Annotated in this window: 22 protein-coding genes, 1 tRNA gene and 1 pseudogene; 11 read left to right on the forward strand and 13 right to left on the reverse strand. The window is 67.5% G+C overall.

Features of this window, described 5'->3' with window-relative positions:
* Positions 1-235 (forward strand): annotated as a pseudogene (locus tag A5752_RS27730) (HNH endonuclease signature motif containing protein); the annotation flags it as partial.
* Positions 236-357: 122 nt separating this feature from the next.
* On the opposite strand, the gene A5752_RS10585 reads toward A5752_RS27730, so the two are convergent.
* The 3 genes from A5752_RS10585 to pgm form a co-directional block, all read right to left on the reverse strand.
* A tRNA-Ala gene (locus A5752_RS10585) sits at positions 358-430 on the reverse strand.
* A gap of 55 nt (positions 431-485) precedes the next feature.
* The gene (locus A5752_RS10590; protein WP_067084962.1) at positions 486-1,763 is read right to left on the reverse strand and encodes an MFS transporter; all 1,278 of its coding nucleotides are present in this window, start codon (positions 1,761-1,763) and stop codon (positions 486-488) included.
* Positions 1,760-3,406 (reverse strand): phosphoglucomutase (alpha-D-glucose-1,6-bisphosphate-dependent), encoded by a 1,647-nt coding sequence (gene pgm, locus A5752_RS10595; protein WP_067084963.1) that lies wholly within the window; start codon positions 3,404-3,406, stop codon positions 1,760-1,762. The genes A5752_RS10590 and pgm overlap by 4 nt, the downstream gene beginning before the upstream one ends.
* A 59-nt stretch (positions 3,407-3,465) precedes the next feature.
* Between pgm and crcB (A5752_RS10600) the strand changes: the two genes are divergently transcribed.
* Genes crcB (A5752_RS10600) through mbtN form a run of 6 tightly spaced genes read left to right on the forward strand, consistent with a single transcriptional unit; the run spans position 3,466 to position 8,358 of the window.
* Positions 3,466-3,864 carry a fluoride efflux transporter CrcB gene (gene crcB, locus A5752_RS10600; protein ID WP_067084965.1) on the forward strand — a complete coding sequence of 133 codons (399 nt, stop codon included), beginning with the start codon at positions 3,466-3,468 and terminating at the stop codon, positions 3,862-3,864.
* Positions 3,861-4,226 carry a fluoride efflux transporter CrcB gene (gene crcB, locus A5752_RS10605; protein ID WP_067084967.1) on the forward strand — a complete coding sequence of 122 codons (366 nt, stop codon included), beginning with the start codon at positions 3,861-3,863 and terminating at the stop codon, positions 4,224-4,226. Before crcB (A5752_RS10600) ends, crcB (A5752_RS10605) begins: the two co-directional genes overlap by 4 nt.
* Positions 4,223-5,284: a DUF190 domain-containing protein gene (locus A5752_RS10610; protein WP_231983377.1), complete on the forward strand. Its 1,062-nt coding sequence runs from the start codon at positions 4,223-4,225 to the stop codon at positions 5,282-5,284. The genes crcB (A5752_RS10605) and A5752_RS10610 overlap by 4 nt, the downstream gene beginning before the upstream one ends.
* 55 nt (positions 5,285-5,339) lie before the next feature.
* The gene (mbtL, locus tag A5752_RS10615) at positions 5,340-5,609 is read left to right on the forward strand and encodes a mycobactin biosynthesis acyl carrier protein MbtL (protein ID WP_082963831.1); all 270 of its coding nucleotides are present in this window, start codon (positions 5,340-5,342) and stop codon (positions 5,607-5,609) included.
* Between the two features lie 5 nt (positions 5,610-5,614).
* Entirely contained in the window at positions 5,615-7,186 is a 1,572-nt protein-coding gene (gene mbtM / locus A5752_RS10620) for a long-chain-fatty acid--ACP ligase MbtM (RefSeq protein ID WP_082963832.1), read from the forward strand.
* On the forward strand, positions 7,183-8,358 hold the full coding sequence (gene mbtN / locus A5752_RS10625; protein ID WP_067084968.1) for a mycobactin biosynthesis acyl-ACP dehydrogenase MbtN: 1,176 nt from the start codon (positions 7,183-7,185) through the stop codon (positions 8,356-8,358). Before mbtM ends, mbtN begins: the two co-directional genes overlap by 4 nt.
* A gap of 3 nt (positions 8,359-8,361) precedes the next feature.
* Here the strand turns inward: mbtN and A5752_RS10630 are convergent, their stop codons facing one another.
* The 3 genes from A5752_RS10630 to A5752_RS10640 all read right to left on the reverse strand — a co-directional run bounded on the left by A5752_RS10630 (position 8,362) and on the right by A5752_RS10640 (position 10,156).
* Positions 8,362-8,985: a GNAT family N-acetyltransferase gene (locus A5752_RS10630; protein WP_067084970.1), complete on the reverse strand. Its 624-nt coding sequence runs from the start codon at positions 8,983-8,985 to the stop codon at positions 8,362-8,364.
* Between the two features lie 65 nt (positions 8,986-9,050).
* Positions 9,051-9,746 (reverse strand): proteasome protein, encoded by a 696-nt coding sequence (locus tag A5752_RS10635; RefSeq protein ID WP_067084971.1) that lies wholly within the window; start codon positions 9,744-9,746, stop codon positions 9,051-9,053.
* Positions 9,747-9,778: 32 nt separating this feature from the next.
* Positions 9,779-10,156, reverse strand: coding sequence for a DUF488 domain-containing protein (locus tag A5752_RS10640; RefSeq protein WP_067084973.1), 378 nt, complete (start codon positions 10,154-10,156; stop codon positions 9,779-9,781).
* Between the two features lie 19 nt (positions 10,157-10,175).
* Here A5752_RS10640 and A5752_RS10645 point away from each other — a divergent pair, with 19 nt between their 5' ends.
* Positions 10,176-10,370, forward strand: coding sequence for a hypothetical protein (locus A5752_RS10645; protein WP_067084974.1), 195 nt, complete (start codon positions 10,176-10,178; stop codon positions 10,368-10,370).
* A gap of 3 nt (positions 10,371-10,373) precedes the next feature.
* On the opposite strand, the gene A5752_RS10650 is transcribed toward A5752_RS10645, so the two are convergent.
* Both A5752_RS10650 and A5752_RS10655 read right to left on the reverse strand, forming a co-directional pair.
* Positions 10,374-10,910, reverse strand: a complete 537-nt coding sequence (locus tag A5752_RS10650; protein WP_067084976.1) for a TetR/AcrR family transcriptional regulator — start codon at positions 10,908-10,910, stop codon at positions 10,374-10,376.
* Positions 10,894-11,340, reverse strand: a complete 447-nt coding sequence (locus tag A5752_RS10655) for an SRPBCC family protein (protein WP_067084978.1) — start codon at positions 11,338-11,340, stop codon at positions 10,894-10,896. The genes A5752_RS10650 and A5752_RS10655 overlap by 17 nt, the downstream gene beginning before the upstream one ends.
* Before the next feature lie 71 nt (positions 11,341-11,411).
* Between A5752_RS10655 and A5752_RS10660 the strand changes: the two genes are divergently transcribed.
* Positions 11,412-12,131 carry a TVP38/TMEM64 family protein gene (locus A5752_RS10660; protein ID WP_067084979.1) on the forward strand — a complete coding sequence of 240 codons (720 nt, stop codon included), beginning with the start codon at positions 11,412-11,414 and terminating at the stop codon, positions 12,129-12,131.
* On the opposite strand, the gene A5752_RS10665 is transcribed toward A5752_RS10660, so the two are convergent.
* The 5 genes from A5752_RS10665 to A5752_RS10685 are packed head-to-tail and all read right to left on the reverse strand — an operon-like array spanning position 12,128 to position 16,032.
* Positions 12,128-12,724: a carboxymuconolactone decarboxylase family protein gene (locus tag A5752_RS10665; protein ID WP_067084981.1), complete on the reverse strand. Its 597-nt coding sequence runs from the start codon at positions 12,722-12,724 to the stop codon at positions 12,128-12,130. The two genes, A5752_RS10660 and A5752_RS10665, sit on opposite strands and share 4 nt — an antisense overlap.
* 2 nt (positions 12,725-12,726) lie before the next feature.
* On the reverse strand, positions 12,727-13,584 hold the full coding sequence (locus A5752_RS10670) for a TIGR03619 family F420-dependent LLM class oxidoreductase (RefSeq protein WP_067084983.1): 858 nt from the start codon (positions 13,582-13,584) through the stop codon (positions 12,727-12,729).
* Positions 13,581-14,411, reverse strand: coding sequence for a TauD/TfdA dioxygenase family protein (locus tag A5752_RS10675; RefSeq protein WP_067084985.1), 831 nt, complete (start codon positions 14,409-14,411; stop codon positions 13,581-13,583). The genes A5752_RS10670 and A5752_RS10675 overlap by 4 nt, the downstream gene beginning before the upstream one ends.
* Before the next feature lie 5 nt (positions 14,412-14,416).
* On the reverse strand, positions 14,417-14,740 hold the full coding sequence (locus A5752_RS10680) for a hypothetical protein (RefSeq protein ID WP_067084986.1): 324 nt from the start codon (positions 14,738-14,740) through the stop codon (positions 14,417-14,419).
* Positions 14,737-16,032, reverse strand: a complete 1,296-nt coding sequence (locus tag A5752_RS10685; protein ID WP_067084988.1) for an aromatic ring-hydroxylating oxygenase subunit alpha — start codon at positions 16,030-16,032, stop codon at positions 14,737-14,739. The genes A5752_RS10680 and A5752_RS10685 overlap by 4 nt, the downstream gene beginning before the upstream one ends.
* 131 nt (positions 16,033-16,163) lie before the next feature.
* Here A5752_RS10685 and A5752_RS10690 point away from each other — a divergent pair, with 131 nt between their 5' ends.
* Complete coding sequence (locus tag A5752_RS10690; protein WP_067084990.1) at positions 16,164-17,081, forward strand: LysR family transcriptional regulator; 918 nt, start codon at positions 16,164-16,166, stop codon at positions 17,079-17,081.
* 111 nt (positions 17,082-17,192) lie between these two features.
* On the forward strand, positions 17,193-18,929 hold a 1,737-nt coding region (locus A5752_RS10695; protein WP_067084992.1), incomplete at its 3' end, for an MMPL family transporter.

The following is an 18,929-nucleotide window of genomic DNA, read 5'->3' on the forward strand; positions in this document are numbered from 1 at the left end:
CGAATGGCTCCCCCCACCCGACCTCGACACCGGCCAAGCCCGAACCAACTACTACCACCGCCCCGAACGCCTCCTCCAACCCGACGACAAACCCCTGGATGACGACACGGCCAAGGACCCCGCGGTGCCGGCCGACGAGGACCCGGCCGCCGAAACCGAACCAGGCGAAGCGCCAACACCCCGCGAAGCCAGCGAGCCCGGCGGGCCCTCACCTCCAGGAGACCAAGCCGCCTGACCGCGCCACGAGATCCCGACACGCGCGCGGATAGTTCGACGGCGCCGGCATCGGGCCTGCCCACGGCCGCCAAGAAACCAGAAACCCGCCCCGACCGATGGTCGAAGCGGGCTTCGAAGGAGTGGAGCTAAGGGGACTCGAACCCCTGACCCCCACACTGCCAGTGTGGTGCGCTACCAGCTGCGCCATAGCCCCTGAAGTCGTGCCCATCGAAGTTACACCACCTGCGGGAAGCGCTCAAAATCGCTGGTTACGGCACCTCTCCACCGGCTTCGGGCCCGATTGCGCGCACCGGCGTGTGCTCGGCGGGTCGGCCCCGGGTCTCGGGCGCGAAGACCCAAATGAGCGCCGCGACCGCCAGTATCACGCCGCTGACCAGGAACGCCCATCCGAACGACGCGCGCTCGGCGATCTGCCCCACCACCAGCGATCCGATGATCGAACCCAGGTCCGCCATCATCTGGAACGTCGCGACGGCGGTGCCACCGCGCGCCTTGTTCCCGACGATGTCGGCCACCGCGGCCTGCTGCGGTGACACGAAAATGCCCGTCGCCGCACCCGTGACATACGCCGCGACGAGAAAGATCGGCAACGACGTCGTGTAGCCGACCAGAATCGTCGACGCCGCCGACACGGTGAGCCCGACGATCAGCAACTTGCGCCGGCCAATCCGGTCGGACAGATAACCGCTCGGAATGACCACGGACACGTTGCCAATCGCGAACGTCGCCAGCGCCAGCCCGGCCGCTCCCGCGCTGTAACCGAGCCCCTCCACCACGAACAGCGGCACCAGCGCGATCCGCAACCCGAACGCCGCCCACCCCGTGCTGAAGTTCGAGAACAACGCCGCCCGGTAGGCCCGGTGGCGCAGCACCTGTCGCACCGAAACCGCCGCGTCCACCGCCTCCGAAGGCGCCGCAAGCGTGCTCCCCCGCAGGCTGACGAAAACGACACCCGCAGCGACCATCAGCGCCGCCCCGTAGATCACGAACGGCGCCGCCAGGCCGAGACCAGCCGTGAGGCTGCCCAGCACCGGGCCTCCGACCGAACCGACCAGAAATCCGGTCGAGAACATGCCCGCCACCCTGCCGCGCGCGTTCTCCGGCGAGATCCGGATCATCAACCCCAGCGATGACACCGTGAACATCGCCGAGCCCAGCCCGCCCAGCGAGCGGAACACCAGCAGCTGCCAGTACGTCTGCGCGAACGCGCACGCCCCGGTCGACAACGCCACGATGATCAAACCGCTGATGTACACCCGGCGCTCCCCGAGCCGCTGCACGAGCAGCCCGGCCGGCGGCGCGGCGATCAGGCGCATCAACGCGAACGCCGTGATGACGAAGGTCGCCGCGCTGATGCTCACCCCGAAGTGACGCGCATACTGCGGCAGCACGGGTGCCACCACGCCATAACCCAGCGCCACCACGACATTCGCGCCGACCAGCAGCCAGACCTCGCGCGGCAGCTTCGGCTGGCTCACCGCCCGATCGGGCTCGCTCGGACAGTCGCCCTCCGGTTCAGAGCTCACCCGATGACCTTATTGACCACCTCACGCGCCGCTTCTTGCACCTCCGCCAGGTGCTCCGGACCCTTGAACGACTCGGCGTAGATCTTGTAGACGTCCTCGGTGCCCGACGGCCGCGCGGCGAACCAGGCGTTCTCCGTCGTGACCTTCAATCCACCCAACGGCGCGCCGTTGCCCGGCGCCGTCGTCAGCTTCGCCGTGATCGGCTCACCCGCCAGCTCGGTCGCCGAGACCTCCTCGGCCGACAGCTTGCTCAACCGCGCCTTCTGCTCACGGTCTGCGGGCGCGTCGACGCGGGCATACGTTGGCGCGCCGTACTTTTCGGCCAGCTTTGCGTAGCGCTGCGACGGCGTCTCACCCGTCACCGCCAAGATCTCCGACGCCAGCAGCGCCAGGATGATGCCGTCCTTGTCCGTCGTCCACACCGACCCGTCCTGCCGCAGGAACGACGCCCCGGCACTCTCCTCACCGCCGAAACCGATTGTCCCACTGAGTAATCCGTCGACGAACCACTTGAACCCGACCGGCACCTCGACCAGCTTGCGCCCGAGCCCGGCGACCACGCGGTCGATGATCGACGAGCTGACCGCCGTCTTACCCACCGCGGTCGAGCCCGGCCACGACGGCCGGTTCGAGTACAGGTAGTCGATCGCCACGGCCAGGTAGTGGTTGGGATTGAGCAGTCCCGCGTCGGGCGTGACGATTCCGTGCCGGTCGGAGTCCGCGTCGTTTCCGGTGGCGATTTGGTAGGCGTCGGGGTCGTCGCTCATCGCCCGAAGCAGGCCGGCCATCGCGTTCGGCGAGCTGCAGTCCATCCGGATCTTGCCGTCGGTGTCCAGCGTCATGAACCGCCACGTCGCGTCGACGAGCGGGTTGACCACCGTGAGTTCGAGGTTGTGGCGTTCGGCGATGGCGCCCCAGTAGTCGACGCTCGCACCGCCGAGCGGATCGGCGCCGATGCGGATCTTCTCGGCGCTGATCGCGTGCAGGTCCACCACGTTGGGCAGATCGGCGACGTAGGCGTCGAGGTAGTCGTGGCGCTGTGCGGTCTGCAGCGCCCGCGCCAGCGGCACCCGTTTGACGCCCTTGAGCCCGTCGCGCAACAGCTCGTTGGCCCGCTTGGCGATCGCACCCGTGGCGTCGGTGTCCGCGGGACCGCCGTTGGGCGGGTTGTACTTGAACCCACCGTCGCGCGGCGGATTGTGCGACGGCGTGACGACGATACCGTCGGCCAGATCGCCCTCACGGCCCCGGTTGAACGTCAGGATGGCGTGGCTGACCGCCGGCGTCGGCGTATAGCGATCCGCCGAATCGATCATCGCCACAACGTCATTGGCGGCCAGCACCTCCAGCGCCGACGCCCATGCGGGCTCGGACAGCGCGTGGGTGTCGCGACCGATGAACAGCGGCCCCGTGGTGCCCTGCGCGGCCCGGTACTCGACGATGGCCTGCGTGGTGGCCACGATGTGCGCCTCGTTGAACGCCGCGTCCAGGCTGGAACCACGATGCCCCGATGTGCCGAACACGACCTGCTGGTCGACGTTGTCGGGGTCGGGCTCTCGGGTGTAGTACGCCGTCACCACGGAAGCGATGTCGATGAGATCCTCGGGCTGCGCCGGCTGACCGGCTCGGGGGTTGGGCGCCATGCACCCGATTCTGCTCCTTGCGGTCATGCGACGCGTGTCGGTACCGCCATACTTTGGCTGTGCTTGGATACGACGGCCGCGAATTGCTCGCCGTGTTCGTGGGCGGCGCGCTGGGCACCCTCGCCCGCGCGGCGATCGAGACCCTGTTGGCTCCCGAACCCGGGCAGTGGCCCTGGCCGACCTTCGGCGTGAACATCGTCGGCGCATTCCTGCTCGGCTACTTCACCACTCGGCTACTCGAGCGGCTTCCGTTGTCGAGCTACCGTCGGCCGATGGTCGGCACCGGGCTGTGTGGCGGATTGACCACGTTCTCCACCATGCAGGTCGAGATCGTCAGGATGCTCGAGCACCGCAACTACGGGCTGGCGGCCGGATACCTGACCGCCAGCGTCATCGCGGGCTTGATCGCCGTCTACACCGCGACCGCGCTGGTGCGGCGGGTTCGGGTGCGCGGATGACCATCGCGGTGTGGGCGGGCGTCGTCGTGCTGGGCGGTGTGGGCGCGGTGCTGCGTTTCGTCGTCGACCGCACCGTGTCGGCACGGGTGGGCGGCGTGTTCCCGTACGGCACGCTGGTGGTCAACGTGAGCGGTGCGGTGATCCTGGGCCTGCTGTCCAGCCTCGCGCTGAGCCCCCATCTCGCGCTGCTGTTCGGCACGGCACTGATCGGCTCCTATACGACGTTCTCCACCTGGATGCTGGAAACCCAGCGCATCGGCGAAGAGCGCCAGGGCCTGCCCGCGGCGGCCAACATCGTCGTCAGCGTGGCGCTCGGCGTCGCGGCGGCGGCCTTCGGCATCTGGTGCGGGGGGAACCTGTGAGCGTCGACTACCTCAAGATGACCACCTATTTCGGCGAGCGCCAACGCATCGAGGACCGCTTCCTCGCCGACGCGCTGCTGGACCTTTACACCGAGGCCGGCCTGGCGACCAGCGCCGTGCTGCGCGGCATCGCCGGGTTCGGACCGCGCCACCAGGTGCGCACCGACCGGACGCTGAGCATGTCCGAGGACCCGCCGATCGCGATTGCGGCCGTGGACGTCACCGACAAAGTCGCCCCGCTCGCCGACCGGGTGGCGGCGATGACGCATCGCGGTCTCATCACCCTGGAGCGGGCCCGGCTCACCGGCGGCGCCGACGCCGCGGCGCTCCCGGAGACCACGAAGCTGACCGTCTACGTCGGCCGCCAGGACCGCATCGGCGGCCGACCCGCGCACCGGTCGATCTGCGACACGCTGTACGAACTCGGATTCTTCGGCGCCACGGTGCTTCTCGGCGTGGACGGCACCTGCCACGGTCTGCGCAAGCGGGCCCGGTTCTTCAGCAGGAACGTCGACGTACCCGAGATGATCATCGCCACCGGCGAGGCGGCACAGGCGCAACGAGCGATCGAGTATCTCGAACGAGAGTTGGCCACTCCTCTCTACACGGTCGAGCGCGTCCAGGTGTGCAAGCGCAGCGGCCGGCTGCTCGGCCGCCCGCCCGCGCTACCGCAGACCGACGCGGCGGGACGTGCGCTGTGGCAGAAGCTGATGATCTACACGTCGGAGGCGACCCTGCACGACCGCGTCCCGATCCACCGTGCCCTCGTGCGCCGGCTCCACGAGGTGGAGGCGAGCAGCGGCGCGACCGTGCTCCGCGGGATCTGGGGATTCCGCGGCGGGCAGAAGCCGCACGGCGACCGGCTGATCCAGGCCGCCCGGCAGGTGCCCGTCACCACGATCGTCGTCGACAGCCCCGCCAGAATCGCGGCCGCCTTCGACATCGTCGACGAGCTGACCGCCGAAGACGGGCTGGTCACCAGCGAGTTGGTTCCTGCGCTGGTGGCCATCGACGGCGGCGAACGCCGCGGAAACCTACAACTGGCCCGCTACCCCTGATCCACGCCGGGGTAAGCCTAGCCTTACCTGATTAGACGTAGTACCGTCGCTCGCCGTGAACCCGTCTACTCCAGAAGCCGTGAGCGTCGCGCTCGCCGAGATCCTGCGCGACGATATGAACGTCGACGTCCGACGAGTCACCCGCGATTCCCGCTTGATCGACGACGTCGGTCTCGACTCGGTCGCCTTCGCCGTGGGGATGGTCGCCATCGAGGATCGGTTGGGCGTTGCACTGAGCGAAGAGGACCTCCTGAGCTGCGACACCGTCGGCGATCTGGAAGCGGCCATCCTGGCCAAAACGGCTGCGGCACCTACGAACTCGTGACCGAGCTGGCTGCAGCCCTGTCGTCGGCGATGTCGGGGACCTCGACCAGTCTGCACGTAATCGACACCGAATCCGGCCAATGGGCGCGACATCCGTGGCCCGAAATCCACGCGCGGGCCGAGAACGTGGCCGACCGGATCACCGACGATCAGGCCACCGCCGTCGGCCTGATCGGGGATCCCACGGTCGAGTTCATCGCGGCCATCCCCGGCGCGGTCTTCGCCGGTGCCGGCCTGTCGATCCTGCCCGGACCCATCCGCCGCGCCGACCCCGACCAGTGGGCGCAGACCACGCTGGACCGGTTTCGCTCGATCGGAGTGACGACCATGTTCAGCCACGGCACCGAACTGGCGCTGCTGCGCAAGCATTCCGACACGATCGCCGTACACGACCTTTCCGAGGTCGGGCATTCACGCCGCTCCACGACGTTTCGTGGCCCGGCCTCCGCGGACGTCGCAATTCTGCAGGGCACCGCGGGATCGACGGGAACGCCTCGCACCGCGCAGATTTCGCCGGCGGCCTCGCTGGCCAACCTGCGGGGGTTGATCGAGCGGGTCAACGTCGACGAGAAGTCCCGGCTGCACAGCTGGCTGCCGATCTACCACGACATGGGTCTGGCCTTCCTCCTGACGGCCACGCTCGGCGGGGCGGACCTGTGGCAGGCCCCCACGTCGGCGTTCGCCGCGTCCCCGTTCAACTGGCTCAAGTGGCTCATGGAGAGCAAGGCCACGATGACCGCGGCGCCGAACATGGCGTTCAACCTGATCGGCAAGTACGCGAGCAACCTGAAGGGCTTGGATCTCAGCCACCTCGGTTTCACCCTCAACGGTGGAGAGCCGGTCGACTGCGTCGGCTACCAACGCTTCTCCGAAGGAATGGCCCGGTTCGGGTTCAACCCCAACTCGCTGGCCCCGTCTTATGGGCTGGCCGAATCCACTTGTGCGGTCAGTGTTCCCGTGCCGTTCACCGGGCTGCGGGTCGACGATGTGCAGGTGATCACCGATGGCAGCGAGACGAACCGCCGCTTCGCCGTCCTCGGCCACGCGATCCCTGGCATGGAGATCCGGATCAACACCGACGTGGAGCACACCACCGAGGTGACCGGTCGCGAGGTCGGTGAGGTCGAGGTCCGCGGCACCTCGCTGATGAACGGATACGTCGGCGAAGCCCCTATCGACCGGAACGCGTGGCTGCCCACCGGTGATCTCGGCTACCTCACCGACGACGGCCTCGTGGTCTGCGGCCGCGCGAAGGAACTCATCACCGTCGCGGGCCGTAACGTCTTCCCCAACGAGATCGAGCGCATCGCAGGCGAAATCGACGGCGTCCGCGACGGCTGCGTCGTCGCGGTCGGAACGGGAGAGACGTCGGCGCGCCCCGGGCTCGTGATCGCGGCGGAGTTCAAGGGCGACAACGAGCCCGCCGCGCGCAGCGAAATCGTTTCGCGTGTGGCGTCGCACTGCGGTGTGGTGCCCGCCGACGTGGTGTTCCTCAAACCCGGTGCGCTGCCCCGCACGTCGTCGGGCAAGCTGCGCCGCCTCGAAGTGAAGCGGACCCTGGAGGGAGCGAGCCGATGACGGCCACCGCCGAAGCGCCCGACGCACCGGCGCTCGAGGACTACCGCGACCTGCTCGACCGGGTCTTCGACGACCGGATCACCGCCTGGACTGCAGAAGCCGAGGAGACGGAGCGGTTTCCGCGCAAGCTCATCGAGTATCTGGGTGAGTCCGGTGTCTTCGCCGCCAAATGGCCACCAGGACAACAGCACCCCGATGTGGCCAAGGTGATCGAGCTGGCCCGCAAGCTCGGCCGGCTGGGCTCAGCAGGCATCGGGGTCGGGGTGGGCCTGCACGACTCGGCGATCGCGATCCTGCGCCGGTTCGGCAAGTCGGATTACCTGAAGGAGATCGCCGAGCAGGCGATTCGGGGCGAGGCCGTGCTCTGCATCGGCGCCTCCGAACAGTCCGGCGGATCCGACCTGCAGATCGTCGGCACCGAAGTCCGTTCTGCACGCAGCGGTTTCGAGGTCAAGGGCGTCAAGAAGTTCGTCTCGCTGTCCCCCATCGCCGACCATGTCATGTGTGTGGCCCGCAACGTCGACCACGATCCGAACAGCAAGCACGGCAGCGTCGTCGTCATCGCGGTTCCGCTCGCGCAATGTGAGATTCAGACGCCTTATCGCAAGGTCGGCGCCGGCCCCCTCGACACCGCCGCAGTGCACATCGACACGTGGGTGCCCGCCGACGCACTGGTGGCGCGCGCGGGTATCGGCCTGGCGGCAATCTCCTGGGGGTTGGCGCAGGAACGCATGTCGGTGGCGGGCCTGGTGTCCACCTCGGCGCAGCGCGTCCTTGGAATCACCCAGGCGCGCATGATGGTTCGCCGCCAATTCGGCAGCTCGCTGTGGGAGCACCAGGCGCTGCGACTGCGGATGGCCGATCTGCAGGCGCGTGTCGACATGCTGCGGTATGCGCTGGACGGCATCGCCGCGACCGGCAAGCTCGACCTTCGCACCGCCGCCGCGATGAAGGCCAACGCCGCCCGCCTCGGTGAAGAGGTGATGAACGAATGCATGCACCTTTTCGGCGGGTCCGGCTACCTCGTCGACGAGACGCCGCTCGGAAGATGGTGGCGTGACATGAAACTGGCCCGCGTCGGTGGAGGCACCGACGAGGTGCTGTGGGAGCTGGTCGCCGCAGGCATGAAGCCCGACCACGACGGTTACGCGGAGTTCAACCAGCTGCCCTGAACGCTACGGCGCGTCGGCGGGCGTGCGCGGCAGCGCGTACAGCGCCATCCGCCGGTTCGACATGTCGTGCTCGCCCAGGAATGTACAGCCGGCGTGTTCGCAGACATCGCGCGCGCCCTTGTTCCTGTGGTCCGGGTCGAACATGATGCGACGGCACTGCGGATCGAGCTCGAAGATGTTGGCGGTCAAGCGCGGCAACAGGATCGGCGCGATGCCGCGGTTGACGAACCGCAGCTCGGCGATCGCCGCGTGCATCCCGATGTCGTGAGGGTCCGCGTCGTACCGCGGCGCGATCGAATCCTTGGCGGCCCGGTACAGCTCGATGTAGACGAACGGCTGGCCGCGGAAGAAACCGACGAACGGCCGGGAGTATTCACCCGCCAGCTGGGCGCTCAGATACCGGTGCCACCGCTGCGGTGGCCAGTCGTACTCCCACGCCTCGACCAAGTGAGGGCGGTTCATCCATTCCGACACCATCTCCGCGTCCGCATCCGGATCGGCCAACCGGATGAGATACGGCTCGGCGAGGACCGGCGTGGGCGGTGCCGCGACCTCACGCACCGCATCGGTAATGTCCGTCAGCTCCCGCGGAAGTACCGGCGAGGGTGCATCGTCGATCTCGGTCATCGCCCGCCGAGCCTACCGGACCGACTAAGGCAAGACTTACCTTCCTCCCCCGACGCTGGTGCCCGTCATGCGAACAGGTCGTCGAGCGCCTTCTGTTCGAGTTCGGTCCACCGCTCCACATTGCGTCGGACCTCGGCGACCGCCTCCTCGTCGAGATGCCGGGCCCCGTCGGGTGTGATCCGGCAGATGTCCATCGGCGCACCGACGCTGGGTGACGACGTGTCCAACGCGTCGAGCACCCGCAGCGCGGCCACCACGCCGTAGTCGACGCCGCGTTCGGTCATCCCGAAGTGCGCGAGCAGCGCGTGGGCCTGCTGGGCCATCGGCGATCCGCTGCCCACCGCGTGGAAGCCGATCTCCTCGTAGTGGCCGATGAGGCCGTGCGGATCGATGTCGACGATGAACGGCTTCCCGTTCGCGTAGCCCGCCGCCAGGACGTAGGTCGCCGGGGTGGCGCCCGGCTTCCCGGCGGGAACGTCCTCGATGAAGTTCTCGTAGTGATGCTTGAGCACCGGCAGGACGCGACCCTGCAGCGCGTGGCCGATGTCGGGAGCCTCCACGATCGCGTCCGGTTCGTTGTCGAAGATCTGCTCGAGGTCGTAGAGCACCGCACGCGAACCGCTGCCGCCCCACGCGGCGTGGTCGCCGAGGGGGTGCAGCTTCTGGGCCGGATAGCTCAGCCCCCGCTCGGGATCGGTGATCTGCGAGTCCGAGGCCACCACGACCCCGTCGGCGCAACGAATGGCGAGAACGACGGTCATCGCGAGGGCTCCGGCAGCATGGGGCGATCGTCTCACGCCTGCCGCATCAGCAGGTCCCGTAGGACCGCGGCATTGCTCAGCCCGACGTCACGGGTGGCGGTCACCAGCGTCACAGGCCCTTGCGCCAGCAAGGCGCGAAGTTCGTCCAGCGCCTGCGCACCGGCTTCGGTCTGAAGTTCGGCGGTGTAGCGGGCGACGAACTCGTCGAACCGTTCGGGTTGGTGCGAATACCAGCGCCGCAGCTCGGTCGACGGCGCGACCGACGGCAGCCACCGGCCGACCCGCGGATCGTCCTTGCGGAAACCCCTCGGCCACAACCGGTCCACCAGGACCCGGACGCCGTCCCGCTCACCCGGCGGGTCGTAGACCCGCGCGACATCGACACTTGGGACACTTGGGCGGCCACCCATGCGGTGAGATGGTAGAGGCATGCCGGTTGACCGAGTGGCGGATCTGCAGCGTTGGCAGGATTCGGGCGCGATCTGGGAGGTGCGGACGCGACGGGAAGGCAGCGTGACCGTCGCGCTGCTGCGCTGCGACGGCGGCGAGGAGGTCGACGTCTTCACCTCCGACGATCCCCGGCTGCTGGCGTTCATCGGCGAGCGCCGAAGCAGCGAGGACTGAACCTCAACGCCGGCGCGCACGGATGAGGTCGGCGAACGCGGCGGCCGCGGCGTCGACGCCGTCGAGATCCTCGGTGGCGACAAGGTCCAGCAGTAGGCCGCGGGCCACGGCCAGGCCCAGCCGCATCATCGCGGGATCGTCCGCTCCGCTCAGGTGGGCGAGCCAGTCCACGACCGCGCCGGGCAGCATCTGCGCGAACGGTTGCTCGCCCTGTGCGCCCCGCGCGTAGCACTCGAAGAACAGCCGCTCGAAGGGGCGTAGGTCGGGTCGCCGCAGGTTCGCCCACATCGCCGCCACGGCCTCGGCGGGATCGGCGGGCAGCTGCCGGGTGGTCACCATCTGGCGTCGCTCCACGTCACCGACGATCGCCAGCAGAAGTTCGTCGCGTGACCCGAAGTGATGCAGCAGCATGCGGTGGCTGGTGCCGACCGCGGCCGCCAGCTCACGAAGCGGGCGGTCACCGATGCCGTTGCGTGCGACTTCCGCAACGAGGTCGTCCAGCAGTTCCTTGCGACGCTCGAGGTCAGGGGGTCGGGCCATCGAGCCGATGCAGATGCTCGCAGCGCGCCTTCAACCCCTCGGCCTCGAGGTCGAGGTAACGCCTGGTCATCGACCGCATCAGCAGGCCGACAAGAGCCCCGATGGGCCCGCGTTGTTCGAGTCGTTGGTGGATGCGGGTCCGATCGGCTCCGACCGGGATCACGTCGTGCCGGGCCACCGTCAGCCCGCCCGGCGAACGCTGCACCCAGGTCCACGACGCTCCGGGGGTCACTTCGGTGACCTCCCAGACCAGCTTCGGCATGCGCGGTTGCTTGATCTCGAATCGGTTGCCCACCACCACTTCTCGGGTGTCGAGCGCCGTGAGACGGGTCACCGAGGCCGTCCACTCCGGCCAACGCTCGACATCACTGAATACGTCCCATACGGCAGCGGCCGGTGCGTCGATCTCGGCAGCACACTCGGTAATCATGTACCAAATGGTACATCCATGCCGTTGGTGAGAGAAGGGCCAAACCGCGCGTGCGGCAAGATTGCCTGGACATGACGCTCAGCGACCGCCCCACCACACGTCGGCGACACATCCTCCGGCTGGTGTTGTTCGCCGCGTTCCTGCTCGGCATGTTCTATCTGGTCGCGGTGACCGGGGTGATCGACGTCGAGCACGTCCGTCGCACCGTGGCGTCCACCGGCCCCATCGCGCCGTTGGTCTACGTCGTGGTGTCGGGCCTGCTCGGCGCGTTGTTCGTCCCCGGTCCGATCCTCGCGGCCGCAAGCGGCGTGCTGTTCGGTCCGCTGGTCGGCACGTTCGCCACCCTTGGCGCGACGGTCACCACCGCCTGCGTCACCAGCCTGGTCGGCAGGCGCGCCGGACGCGACAGTGCACGGGCTCTACTCGGCGAGGACCGGGCGGCCCGGCTCGACGGCCTCATCGCGCGCGGCGGGCTGTGGGCCGTCGTCGGCCAACGCTTCGTTCCGGGCATCTCCGACGCGCTCGCCTCCTATGCCTTCGGCGCGTTCGGAGTTCCGTTGTGGCAGATGGCCGTCGGCGCTTTCATCGGGTCAGTCCCGCGCGCCTTCGTGTACACCGCACTGGGAGCGTCGATTTCGGACTTGTCCTCACCGTTGACATACGCGGCGATCGCGGTGTGGTGCATCACCGCGGTCGCCGGCGCGTTCGCCGCGCACCGGGGCGTCCGGAGCTGGCGCGGGCGGGCACGCACCGACGAGGACGGGACCGCGCCCGATCCCGACGACTGCTAGTCCGGAAGCGAGGCGCTGCCCGGCGGCGGGGTGAGCTGCCATGTGTCACAGGCCATCGCGAGCATGGCGTACGTGCCGACGACGAAGATCAGCTCCATCGCCTGATGCGTGCCGAGTTCGTCGACGAGACGACGCCATGTGGCCGGTGCCGCGCGGCCGTCGGCGAGGAGCTCGTCGGTGGCCTCGAGTACCAGCCGGTCCACCCCGTCGAATTCGGTGTTACCGCGGGTGATCCGGGCGATGTCGTCGTCGGACAAGCCGCCGGCCTTGGCGACCTTGACATGCTCACCCCAGAAGAACGACGAGCGGCGCGCATGCGCCAGCCGCAGCACCGCCAATTCGCGCAGGCGCAGGGACAGCTCACCGCGTTGCAGCAGAAAGGCGTTGTAGGCAAGGAACTTCTGCGACATCTTCGGATGCCGGGCCAGTACCCCGATGATGTCGAAATTGAGTGGGTCCCGGGGCTCTCCAGAACCGGCCCGCGGCACGTCGCCGCCCGGTATCCCCATCAGCGCGCCGACGGCGGCGTACTCGTCGTCGCCCCACTCGTCGGTGGTCAGCGGCGTCAAAAGCGGCGTGGCATCCTCGGTCATGGTCACCTTTCTTCGCGGTGCAGTTCCGCGAGGGCGTGGATCTGCTCGAGGTAGTGCTCGAGCGACCGGTGGACGAACCGCGCGGAGACGATCGTCGTGCCCGCTTCCGCCATGGCGCGCAACGTCTCCCGCGTGGCCTCCGGGTTCTCGATTGGATCGAGAGGGCGGTCGGCGGCCAGCACGACTTCGAAACCGGGCGGGACGTCGCGCGCCCGCAGCCACTCCGCGGCGGTCTCGATCGAGATGCCGAACGGTGCCCAACCCTCGGCGAGGGTGAGCGCCCGTCGCAGCGAACGCCGGGTCCGGCCGCCCACCCAGATCGGCATGTGAGCCTGCAGTGCACACGGGTCGACGATCAGGCCGCCGAACGAGTAGTACTCGCCGTCGTAGGAGGGCTCATTGCTCGACAGGGCCGCACGCAGGGCCCGCAGCGCGTCGTCGGCGCGCGGGCCGCGGTCCTCGAACGGGGCACCGAGAAGATCGAACTCCTCTTTGAGCGAGCCGACGCCGACGCCGAGGATCAGCCGGCCGCGGCTGACGTGATCCAGTGTGCCGTACCGCTTCACGATGGCCAGGGGATGGTGGTATCCGAGCACCAAAGTCATGGTGACGAGCCGGATCCGTTCGGTTCGGGCCGCGACGTAACCCAGGGTGGCCAGCGGGTCCCAGTACCTCGCGCCGCGCCGCCCCGCCTCGGACGCCGGGATGCCGATGTGCTCACTGCAGGTCAGGTGGTGGTAGCCGAGCCGGTCGGCCGCCTCGGCGACGCGGCCGATGTCCTCGACTCCTGCGTCGCGTTCCCACGTGAGTGCCGCTCCGGCGACATTGGTGACGACCGGTGTCGCGATGCCCAGTTTCAAGTCAGTGGCTCTTCGCCCGCCAGGATGGTCCGGTGCATGAGGCGACCGCTGTCGACCGCGTAAGGCAGCGCGCGGTGCATGGTGCCCGTGTTGTCCCAGATCAGCAGATCGCCGACCTCCCACTCGTGCCGATAGACGTACTGTGGCTGCGTCGCCCAATCCCGAAGCCGGGCAAGCAGGGCGCGGCTCTCCTCGACGGGCATGCCGACGACGTAATCTGCTGTCGCGCCGAGTAACAGGGACTTGCGGCCGGACCGATGCGTCCACACGATGGGGCACGCCTTCGTCGGCGACTTCTGCCAGAACGCGATCTCGTCGTAACTCATCTCCGGCGTCACATAGTACTGAGACCGTTCGGCGCTGTGCACGACGCGGAGGTCGGCGATGAGGTCCTTGTCCGATTGCGGCAGATCGTCGTAGGCGGCGTAGGTGTTGCAGAACTCCGTATCGCCGCCGCTATCGGCGAGTTTCACCGAGCGCAGCAGCGTGGCCAGGTTCGGATAGGGCTGCAGGGAACCATCGAAGTGCCAGAACAGCGAACCCTTGAGGTACTTCGCTCGCTGGTTGACGCTTTCGTCAAGCGAGATCTTGTAGATCCCGTCCTCGCCCTCGTTGGCCACGACGGTACCCAGCGTCTTGGCGATCGCGACCTGTTGCTCGTCGCTGATGGGCAGTCCGCGAAAGAACACGACACCGCGTTGTTCCAGTGTGGCGCGGATCTTTTCGGCCGCGCGGCCGCTGCACAACGTGTCCAGGTCGGTGCGGATCTCGCTGCCGATCCTGGGTGTCAGGTCGACGACGTCCAATTGTGCGGAGGTCAGGCTCACGGCGCTCAACTCACCCTTGTCAGTATCGTGCTGGCCGAATGCTTGACTCGCGGCTGGTGCCACAGCTCGACCGCGAGCGAGACGGTGATCAGAGAGTAGAGAAGGTTGCGCAGGTTTGCGACGTCTTCGGGCAGCGGCTCGGAGTAGTCGAACTTGTCGATGTAGGCCACCGCCTCCTCGGCATACGGAAAGATCTCGTCGTAGAACGCACGGATCTGGTCCATCGAGCTGTTGACCCGCTTCACATAGCGCGCGTGGCCGTCCTCGATGGCCCATTCGGGCACGAGGTGTTCGAGGTGCGAAAACTCCGGTGGCAGAGAGGCGCTCATCGCATCGCCTTCTGTTCTTCTGCGGCCTTCTCTCCGTTTTCCACGTAGTCGCCGACGACCTTGTGGAAGTGGCGGAGCAGAATCTCCTCGTCGTTCATCGTGAAATGGGTGAGCGCGCCGCTGTTCAGCATCGCCTGCAGGCCCTCCGAGGGACTGGCGTCCTCGAGGATGATGTCGTTGAGGTAAGTGATCGTCAGCTCCTGGCCCAGCCGCTCCTTGTGCGTCGTCGGGGGCTGGTAGTACGCCTCGGTCTCGAAGATGTGCGAGTGCGGCCCGGTGGGCCAGTGCGTGTGGACGGTGAAACCGGACGCACCGAAGATCAGCACGAAGTTCGGGAAGAACTGGAACGAGTCGAAGCCGTACTTCTCCGATCGCGTCGGGTTGATGCCCGCAGGCATCGGTCCGCGGTCACTCTTCTTGTTCCACGGCCCGGCCGCGCTCGCCTCGAACACGCACTCGATCGGCTTGGAGTACGGCGTCTTTCGCGACGGTTCGCCGGAGAACGAAAACATCCGGTGCGGGTCCTTGAGCCGATAGGCCAGCGCGTCGGTGAACGGATTCGGTTGGTCGAACGCGTCCCTGGCCTCGGCGGTGACCGCGCCGAACGACGATGCATGAAGGTAAGGGCCGTGATAACTCTCGGCGAACCCGTCCAGGAAGATCTTCCAGTTGCACTGCAGTTCGGCCTTGAACTTGTAGACCTGATGCGGGCCGGCGAACGGGTACCCCTCGATCTCGTGCGCCAGCTCGCCCAGGTATTCACGCAGCGGCTCGGTGTTGTGCGGGTTGAGGTTGATGAAGATGAACCCCTCCCAGACCTCACATTGAATGGCCGGCACCCGGCAGCTGTCGGCGTCGAAGTCGAGCAGCAGATCCTTGCGGGTGGCCGAGTGCAGTGAGCCGTCGAGTTTGTAGCGCCAGCCGTGGAAGCGGCAATACAACAGCGGCGCGCGTCCTTCGACCTCGGCGAAGGGGTCGTCCTCCCACAGCATCTTGTTGCCCCGGTGCGGACAGATGTTGTGGAACGCGCGGACCACGTGATCCTTGCCCCGCACGATGATCACCGAGGTGTTGAGAAACCTCAGCTCGCGGGTGAAGTAGCTGCCGGATTTCGGCACCCGCTCGACGCGCCCAATGTAGAGCCACGTCTTCTTGAAGACGTGCTCGCGTTCCTTCTCGTAGAACTCCTCGGAGACGCAGTCCTCGAGCGACACCGGCCCGCGACCAAGCTCGGGATAGGCGTCGGTCCAGTGTCCGCTCGCGGGTTTGGTCACCAGGCTGTCGTGACTCAACGGTCCTCCTCGTCGGGCGCAAGACGGTAGGCCGAAGGTACCGCCGGCGAAATGGCCGAAACAGACCCATCGGCGCAACACCCTGTTGCATATTTGGAACACGGGATCGCTCGACGCCGAAAGGAGGCGCGATGGAACAGAACCTGCCCTTCGACGTCGACGCCCTGCTGATCTTCGGCAAGGTGGTGGAGAACCGCAGCCTGTCCAAGGCGGCGACGCTGCTTGGCATGCCGAAGTCGACGGTCAGCCGCAAGCTGACCAAGCTGGAGTCCGATCTCGGCATCAAACTGCTGCGCAAGAACACCCATCAGCTCACGGTCACCGACCTGGGCGAGCAGGTGTACGCGCACGCGGTCAACATCCTGGCCGAGGCCAACGGTGTCCGCGCGCTCGTCGAGGGCAGCAGGCAGGAGCCTCAGGGTGAGTTGCGGGTTGCGATCCCGGTGTTCGTCGGCATCGACTACGCCTCGCGTGTCGGCGCGGCGTTCCTGCGGCACTATCCCCACTCCCGGCTGGACATTCGGCTGGTCGACAACATGGTCGACCCGGTCCGGGACGGTTTCGACGTGGTGTTCAGCACCGGCCCGCTGCAGGACTCCACGCTGATCGCGCGCAAGGTGTTCAGTCTCGAGCTGTTCCTGTGCGCCTCACCGGAATTCCTTGCCGGGTTGCCGGAGCCGATCCGCGACCCCGCGCAGCTGGACTCGGTTCCGTTCATCGACTTCGGCTTCGGCGGGCCCCGCAGGCTCACAGTCACCGCGAAGGGTCGTCGTCGCGAGTTGACGCCGCCAGTGCGCGCGCGTGCCAACAACTTTCAGGTCTGCAAGCAGTACATCATGCAGGGACTCGGCTTCGGCGCCATGCCCACCCAGATCATCTGCACCGCAGAGTTACGCGAGGGCACACTCGTTCCCGTGCTGCCGGAATGGCACCTCGAATCGCTGGACGTGCACATGGTCTATCCGTTCGAGCTGTCCTTCTCCACGCTGATCAGCGCCTTCTACGAGACCGCCTGCGAAATCATCGTCGAGAACATCGCCCGCGCCTGACGCCGCATGGCGGGGTGCGCCGCCGGTCACACTTCGCCGCCCACAGGTATAACCACCGTCTCAGGGGGAATACGTCGACCCGACTTTGTCCACGTCAAGCCGAGAGCCGGGATGTCGAAGTACCTGTACGCGATAGGCGCCTTCAGTTTCCGCCGCCGATGGTTGGTACTGGGTGTCTGGCTGGCGATCCTGATCGGCGTCGCCGCGGCCGGTATCGGCCTGCGCAGCGAACCCAGTGACGACTTCACCATTCCCGGCACCGAATCCCAACAGGCCGTCGAGCAACTCAAAGAGAAGGTGCCCGCGTTCAGCGGCGCCCAGACGCAGATCACGTTCGCGGCGCCGGCCGGTACCAGGCTCACCGACCCGCCGGTGGCGGCTGCCATCGACGAGTCTCTGCAGAACCTGCAGGCGATCCCCGACGTCGCCGTCGCCGCGGGTCCCGCGCAATCGCGGCTGCTCTCCCCCGATGCGTCGGTCGGCCTCGGGACGCTGCAATGGAAGGCGCAGCCCGGAGAGGTCGACGACGCATCGCTGCGCGCCGTGGAAGAGGCGATGGAACCCGCGCTGGCCGCGGGGGTGCAGGTCGAGTACTCGGGCAGCGTCTACCCCGGCTACAAGGTCGAGATCTCCGAACTGCCCGAGATCATCGGCATCGGCGTCGCGTTCCTGATCCTGCTGATCACCTTCGGAGCGGTCGTCGCCGCCGGGCTGCCGATCCTCACCGCGTGCGTCGGTGTCGGGATCGGGGCACTGGGCATCTTCGCGACCGCCGCATTGATCGAAATGCCAACGGCCGCATTCTCGCTCGCACTCATGCTCGGCCTGTCCTGCGGCATCGACTACGCGCTGTTCATCCTGAACCGCTACCGCAACAACCTGCTGCTCCTGCGGCCGATGGAGGAATCGGTGGCGCTGGCCGTCGGAACCGCCGGTGGCGCCGTGGTGTTCGCGGCGCTGACGGTGATCATCGCGCTGTGCGGCCTGTCGATCGTCGGCATTCCGTTCCTGACCTACATGGGCCTAGCCGCCGCCGCGTCGGTGTTGATCGCGTTGTTGATCGCGATCACCCTGCTGCCCGCCCTTCTGGGCTTCGCAGGCAAACGCGTCGCCAAGTTCATCAAGACCCCGCTGCAACCCAACCGCGCCAAGGAGGTCGCGCAGGTCGCCGCGTACACGCCGCACCGCACGATGGGCGCCCGGTGGGGGCGGTTCGTCGTCGCCCTCCGCAAGCCGCTGCTGGTGATCGGAATCGTCGCGCTGGTCCTCATCGGCCTGCCCACCTTCGGCATGCACCTGGGACTGCCCAGCGGGTCCTCGCAACCGGAATCGAACACCTCACGCAGGGCCTACGACCTGACCGCCGAGCATCTGGGGCCCGGATTCAACGGTCCCCTCCTCGTCGTGGCCGACCTCTCCCAAGCGCGGGACCCCAACGCCGCGCAGACCATCGCCGACAATCTGCGCCGCGAGGAAGGTGTCGTGATGGCGGCGCCCGGCGTCAATCAGAACGGCACCGCCATCATCCAGGTCATCCCCGCCACCGGACCCAACGACACCGCGACCGCCGATCTGGTCCAGCGCATCCGGGCCGACCGGACCGCGATCGAAGGTGACAGCGGCGCAAGCATTCTCGTGGGCGGGACCACGGCATCGAACATCGACACCTCCGACAAACTGGCCGCAGCGCTGCCGAGGTTCCTGCTCGTGGTCGTGGGACTGGCGTTCGTGCTGCTGACGATCGCGTTCCGCGCAGCGCTCGTCCCGGTGACCTCGATCCTGGGCTTTCTGCTCTCGGTGTTCGCAGCGCTGCGGCCAGTTTGTCGGAGGTGTCGATGTTCGATGCCC

It is taken from the genome of Mycobacterium sp. 852002-51961_SCH5331710 (assembly GCF_001665535.1).
Lineage (GTDB): Bacteria > Actinomycetota > Actinomycetes > Mycobacteriales > Mycobacteriaceae > Mycobacterium.